Annotated in this window: 4 protein-coding genes; 2 read left to right on the top strand and 2 right to left on the bottom strand. The window is 36.1% G+C overall.

What is annotated here, in order from left to right; translation table 11 throughout:
• The coding region (locus tag ACIQ2Z_RS12185; protein WP_396184439.1) for an ATP-dependent helicase at nt 1-1766 on the bottom strand (1766 nt) is incomplete at its 3' end.
• Between the two features lie 268 nt (nt 1767-2034).
• Between ACIQ2Z_RS12185 and ACIQ2Z_RS12180 the strand changes: the two genes are divergently transcribed.
• On the top strand, nt 2035-2559 hold the full coding sequence (locus tag ACIQ2Z_RS12180) for a hypothetical protein (RefSeq protein WP_396176365.1): 525 nt from the start codon (nt 2035-2037) through the stop codon (nt 2557-2559).
• Here the strand turns inward: ACIQ2Z_RS12180 and ACIQ2Z_RS12175 are convergent.
• On the bottom strand, nt 2556-4643 hold the full coding sequence (locus tag ACIQ2Z_RS12175) for a M1 family metallopeptidase (protein ID WP_396184438.1): 2088 nt from the start codon (nt 4641-4643) through the stop codon (nt 2556-2558). The two genes, ACIQ2Z_RS12180 and ACIQ2Z_RS12175, sit on opposite strands and share 4 nt — an antisense overlap.
• Before the next feature lie 306 nt (nt 4644-4949).
• Between ACIQ2Z_RS12175 and ACIQ2Z_RS12170 the strand changes: the two genes are divergently transcribed.
• Nucleotides 4950-7137 (top strand): NADP-dependent isocitrate dehydrogenase (locus ACIQ2Z_RS12170; RefSeq protein WP_396184440.1); only part of this gene is annotated, 2188 nt, incomplete at its 3' end.

The following is a 7137-nucleotide window of genomic DNA, read 5'->3' as shown; positions in this document are numbered from 1 at the left end:
AACAAATCCTCTTCCATTCCCACGACAAAAACGGTTGGGAATTCAAGGCCTTTTGCCAAGTGAATGGTCATTAACGCCACACGGTCGTCGTCACCCGTGTCTTTATCTAAATCAGTTGCCAAAGCCACATCTTCCAGGAATTCTGACAACGCTCCTCGAGCACCGTCAATTTCTTTTTGACCTTCGGTGAAGTCTTTGATACCGTTTAGTAATTCTTCGATGTTTTCAATTCGGGCTATTCCTTCCGGTGTGCCGTCTTTTTTTAATTCTTGAACTAATCCTGTTTTTTTAGTGACATGTTCGGCCAAATAAAACGCATCCTGATTTTCGTTGATGACTTGAAAACTTTTAATCATCATGACAAAATCCTCCAATTTTTGTTTGGTCCCCGAGTTGAGTTTTAAGTCAATTTTATCAATATTTTCCATCACTTCAAAAATGGACCGCTTGTAATGATTGGCTGCTACGGTTAGTTTTTCAACGGTGCTATCGCCAATTCCACGAGCGGGATAATTGATGACACGGACTAATGCTTCTTCATCTTTTGGATTGATTACCAAACGTAAATAGCACAATACATCTTTGATTTCTTTACGTTGGTAGAACGATAAACCGCCGTAAATTCGGTAGGGAATGTCGCGTTTTCGCAACGCATCTTCCATGGCACGAGACTGAGCATTGGTGCGATATAAAATAGCAAATTCCCCATTTTTCATTTGGTTTCGCATCTTTTCTTCAAAGATGGTAGAAGCTACAAAACGACCTTCTTCCCCGTCGGTAATGCTGCGGTTGACCTTTATTTTGGGTCCGTCCTGATTATGCGTCCAAACGACTTTTTCTAACTTGGTTTTGTTTTTATCAATAATGGAATTGGCCGCTTGTACAATATTTTTCGTGGAACGGTAATTTTGTTCCAGGCGAAAAGTTTGCACATCGACATAATCTTTTTGAAAATTTAAAATGTTGTTGATGTTTGCTCCACGAAATGCATAAATACTTTGAGCATCATCCCCTACCACACAGATATTCTGAAAACGATCGGACAAAGCACGAACAATCAAATACTGCGAATGGTTGGTATCTTGGTACTCATCCACCAAAATATATCGAAAACGGTCTTGGTATTTGGCCAAAACATCCGGAAAACGATTCAATAATTCGTTGGTTTTTAACAACAAATCATCAAAATCCATCGCTCCCGATTTGAAGCAACGCTCGACGTAATTATTATAAATTTCACCCATTCGAGGCTTTTTGCTCATGGCGTCTGCTTCTTGCAATTCGGGATTATTGAAATACGCTTTAACTGTAATCAACGAGTTTTTATAGGAAGAAATGCGACTAAAAACCTGTTTGGGTTTATAAATATCTTTGTCGAGTTGCATTTCTTTGATGATTGCCCCGATTAGGCGGACACTATCTTGAGCATCGTAAATAGTAAAGTTGCTTGGATAGCCTAATTTCTCTGCTTCGATGCGAAGGATTTTAGCAAATACCGAGTGAAATGTTCCCATCCATAGATTTTTCGCTTCGTTGCTACCTACGATATCCGAAATACGTTTCTTCATTTCGCGAGCAGCTTTGTTGGTAAACGTCAGCGACAAAATATTGAAGGCATCCACTCCCAAACTCATTAAGTAAGCAATTCGCATTGTTAAAACTCGGGTTTTTCCGGAACCTGCACCGGCGATGACAATCATGGGACCGTCTTTTTGGAGTACTGGTGCACGTTGGGCTTCATTGAGTTGATTGATGTATTCGTTTATCATAGTATTTTTAGCAAAGTTCAAAAATAAGCTTACTAATGATTTATTACAATTAAAATTGTTACGATTTATCAACTAAAATTCTATTTTTGCAGGAGACGTTTTAGCCCCGATAGCAGTGGAAAACATTTTTTTGTAAAAGCTATTTTTTCTTGGTAAAAAAAAGCGACGAGAGGGAGCTCTTTTTTTGACAGTAGAAAAAAAGATTTTACAAGAAAATTTTGGAACGGATAGCGGGAAATAGCTCCAAAATAAACTAAAAAGAACTATGGAATCCATTAAACTAATTGAACTGATATCCTTTACATTACCGGCTATTATCACGGGAATTGTGGCTTACTCCTTTTTCAATTTACACAACAAAAGTGAGCAGGAACGCCGCAATTATTTGCTGCAAAAAGAATTACAAAAAGATGCTTTACCGTTACGTTTACAAGCATATGAACGCATGGTTTTGTATTTGGAACGCATCAATCCGGCGAAATTATTGATTCGTGTAGCTCCCTTTTCGGATGATAAAAATGCCTATGAAACTTTTTTGATTCAGCAAATTGAACAAGAATTTGAACACAATTTAACCCAGCAAATTTATTTGACTGAAGATTGTTGGACGGTTATCACAACAGCTAAAAACACCATTATTCAAAATATTCGCAAAGCAAATATGAGTGAAAAAGTAGAATCATCGCACAAACTACGTGAGGTAATTCTAAGTGATTTATTGGACAAACAATCGCCCAGTTATATGGCAATTAGTTATTTAAAAACGGAAGTGATTCAAATGATGGGTTAGTTTTGCAACAACCTTTTTAACTGACTTTGTTCTGCCGCATGTAAACTCGGAAGCATTTCTTCAAAATACTTTTTGTGTCGGTCGGTTTTGACTAATTCACGTATTTGATTGCGGGCAAAAAGAGTGAACTGCCATTTGTGGTGCGTGGTTGCGTTGACTAAATTCCGCAAGATATTTTGATCATTCGGATTCAGAAACAACAGATTGGTTAACGCATTCTGACGAATAGAACTTTCAAAATTTGGCGAACTGTAATTCAGTAATTCATCGTAAAAATTCACTTTATTTTCGTTTTGATAGTCTTTGGTCATCAATGCTAAGGTGAGCCAAAGTATCCGAAGGTTTTTATCATTAAAGCCGATCCACTCCTTGGATTGATTTAAATAATCCGCTTGTTTTTCGGGAAATAAATTCCACAAAGTTCCTAATGCAATTTCTTTAGTGATGTAGGATTCATCGTTTAAAAGCGATTCATAATCCGCTTGAAAAGAAATTGGAATTTCAACCATAATACGAGCAACGGCCTGGCGGACTTTTATATTTTTTGAATCCAGAGCCAATTTTAAAAGTGTTTCTTTTTCTTCAAAAGGCACTTCTGCTAATTGAAATATTACTTCTTCTTTGATGGGATAAAAAGCGTCATTTTTTAAAAGGTCTTCAAAATGCGTTTTCTTAGTTGCTAATGGTTTGGATTGCAAATCGACCAACTCCAAATACGATTTCATAAACGTATTTTTACGCAGTAAAGTCAACGCTTGATTCACTTCAAAACCGGATTGTTCCAACCAAACGCGTTTAAAATTTTCGGTATCAAATGAAGAAACAGCTTTTACTTCATTTAAAAAATCATCGGTATTTACGTTTTTGAAACTGTATTTTTTCAGATAGTTCTTTACTGCTTTTTGAAAGTTGTCAGTTCCGATAGATTCTCTCAAATAATGCAAAGCCCAAGCTCCTTTTTGGTAAAAGGTAAGCGAACTGGCTTTTTCGTTTAGTAAAGGGATTGTATCTTCTTTGGAAGCTTGTTGCAAACGTTCGGCCATTTCATATAATTCCCAGTTAAAATGATCATCACTAAACAGTTCTTTTTCGGCCAACAACGCATAATACGTGGCAAAACCTTCCTGTAACCAATGGTGCTTACCGGATTGTGCAGTGATTAAATTGCCAAACCACTGATGAGCTAATTCGTGAGCGTTGACATTGATGTACGTTTTATCAGTAAACCCAATTTTATCCACCACAAAATCCTGAGCAAAAATGGTGGATGTCGTGTTTTCCATGCCGGAGTATAAAAAATCACGAACAGGAACTTGGCGGTAGATTTCCCAAGGGTACTTCACGCCTATTTCTTGTTCGAAGAAGTCAAAAATTTGCGTGGTATATTGGTAGGTGGTTTCAAATTTATCGGAATCTTTTTCATCCAAATAAAATTCTAACGGTGTTCCGGATTTAGTGTTCGCGGTTTGTTTGGTGAATTTACCGATTGCCATCATGACCAAATAGGAAGACATCGGTTTGGACATTTGGTAATTAAAAGTTGTAAATCCCTGCTCATATCCATTCCTTTTATGATCTCTATTTTTCAAAACTCCGTTGGAAAGTATCGTATACCCTTCGCTAAACTTTATGGAAATGTTAAAAATCACTTTTTCATTCACATCATCAAAACTGGGTAACCAATGACTGGTGTATTTTCCTTGACCTTGGGTCCAGATTTGACCTGAGCCTGTCGAAGGTTCACCTTCTCCGATAAAGTAAAGCGTTTGCTTGGGAGTGGCGGTATAAGTAAAAGTTACTGTGTTTTTACCCTTTTTAAAACCTTCGAATAATTGGAGTTTTTTAGTTGTATTTTTAAAGTTGACTGATTTACCATTGATTTTTACGTTTGTAAAATCCATTTTGATGGCGTCGATGGCAATGGTGTCAATCGCTTTTAAAACTTCAAATTCATAGTTGACCTCGCCGGAAATGGATTTATCAGTGGCATTTGGAGCCAAAGTGGCGTTCATTGTTTTAAAATCAACTTTGGTGGATTGTTGAGCGAAGGAAAAGGAGAAAATAAGTAGAAATATATATTGCATAACTTCCACAAAGTTAAACAAAGAAATAACGATTTCTTATTTACTTAAATAACAATTTAGAAAAAAAACAAATTGAATATTACAATAAAAACAATATCCGTTTAAATCATTTCAAAATTTAAAGTTAACAATTCTCAATTTTTGAGCTGTTTTTTGTCAATTTAATAATTTTAAGTCTTTTGAATGACATTTATGTAAATCAAACGATTTCGTTATCTCTTTCAGGATAATTTTACGAACCTTTTCTTATATTTGTAATCCTGATTTTTTGGGAAAGATTACAAAAAAACACAAACAAATTATTCTATCATGTCAAAATCCAAAATTATATATACAATTACGGATGAAGCTCCTATGCTAGCTACTCATTCTTTTTTACCAATTGTAAAAGCCTTTACTGCCCCGGCTAACATTTCAGTTGAAACCCGAGATATTTCACTAGCAGGAAGAATCATTGCCAATTTCCCTGACTATTTAAAAGAAGACCAACGCATCAATAATGATTTATTAGAATTAGGTCAATTAGCCACTACTCCGGAGGCAAACATTATTAAGTTACCAAACATTTCGGCTTCTGTCCCTCAGTTAAAAGAGGTCATTACTGAATTACAAAAATTAGGCTATGCCATTCCAGAGTTTGTTGAAAATCCACAAACGGAGGAAGAAAAAATAGTAAAAGCGAAGTTTGCCAAAGTTTTAGGTTCTGCTGTTAACCCTGTTTTACGAGAAGGAAACTCTGATCGACGTGCTCCAAAAGCAGTTAAAAATTATGCTCGCAAACATCCACACAGTATGGGTGCATGGAGTGCCGATTCTAAAACACATGTAGCTCACATGAACGAAGGTGATTTTTATGGTAGTGAACAGTCAATTGTTATACAGGAAGCTGGAACATTCAAAATTGAATTTGAAGCAAAGAATGGAACAAGTAAACTTTTAAAAGACAATGCTCCACTAAAAGCAGGTGAAATTATTGATAGTGCTGTTTTAAATTTGAATGCTCTAAAACAATTTATTGCAAACGAAATTGAAGATGCAAAAGCAAAAAACGTATTGTTTTCAGTTCATTTGAAAGCAACCATGATGAAGGTTTCCGACCCAATTATGTTTGGAGCAATAGTAGATGTGTTTTTTGCGGAAGTTTTTAAACAATATGCTGAACTATTCAAAGAGCTTGGTGTAAATACTAAAAATGGATTAGGAGATGTTTATGCAAAAATTGCAGGTCATCCCGAACAAGGTGAAGTGGAAGCTGCTTTAAATGAAGCAATGTCAAAAGGACCGGCTATTGCAATGGTCAATTCTGAAAAAGGAATCACTAATCTTCATGTTCCGTCTGATGTAATTGTAGATGCTTCGATGCCGGCTATGATTCGTACTTCCGGACAAATGTGGAATGCTGAAGGTAAACCACAAGATACAAAAGCTATAATCCCAGACAGATGTTATGCCGGAATTTATACCGCTACGATTGACTTTTGTAAAAAACATGGTGCATTTGACCCAAAAACAATGGGAAGCGTACCTAATGTGGGTTTAATGGCTCAAGCAGCGGAAGAATACGGATCACATGATAAAACCTTACAATTGGATGATTACGGTGTTGTAAAAATAATTGATGGAAATGGTGAAGTATTAATGCAACAAGTTGTCGAAAAAGGTGATATTTTCAGAATGTGTCAGGTAAAAGATGCACCAATTCAAGATTGGGTGAAATTAGCAGTTAACCGTGCGAGACTATCAAATACACCGGCTGTTTTTTGGTTAGATGAAAATAGAGCTCACGACAGACAGATCATTTTAAAAGTAATGACTTATCTAAAAAACCATGATACTAGTGGTTTAGATATTCGAATCATGAATCCTGTTGACGCAACCACATATACTTTAGAACGAATCATCAAAGGATTAGATACTATTTCGGTAACCGGAAATGTTTTACGCGATTATTTAACTGATTTATTCCCAATTTTAGAAGTTGGTACCTCTGCAAAAATGCTTTCCATCGTTCCGTTAATGAATGGTGGCGGATTATTTGAAACAGGTGCCGGAGGTTCTGCTCCAAAACATGTAGAACAATTCCTGGAAGAAGGTTATTTGCGTTGGGATTCACTAGGAGAATTTTTGGCACTTGGCGTTTCATTAGAACATTTAGGCCAATCTTTAAATAATTCAAAAGCATTAGTACTATCAGAAACGTTAGATTCAGCAACAGAAAAATTCTTAGAAACAGATAAATCACCATCAAGAAAAGTGGGACAAATTGACAACAGAGGTTCTCATTTTTACTTGGCATTCTATTGGGCTCAAGCTTTAGCAGAACAAAATAAAGATGCCGAATTAAAAGCACTCTTCACTCCTATTGCCAAGGAACTAAAAGAAAATGAAGAAAAAATCAATGCCGAATTAATTGGTTCTCAAGGCAAAAAACAAGAAATTGGAGGTTATTACAGACCTGATTTTAAATTGCTTGAAAAAGCGATGCGACCGAGTG

The organism is Flavobacterium sp., from assembly GCF_044361015.1.
Classification (GTDB): Bacteria; Bacteroidota; Bacteroidia; order Flavobacteriales; family Flavobacteriaceae; genus Flavobacterium.
This window is presented reverse-complemented; position numbering and strand designations above follow the sequence as displayed.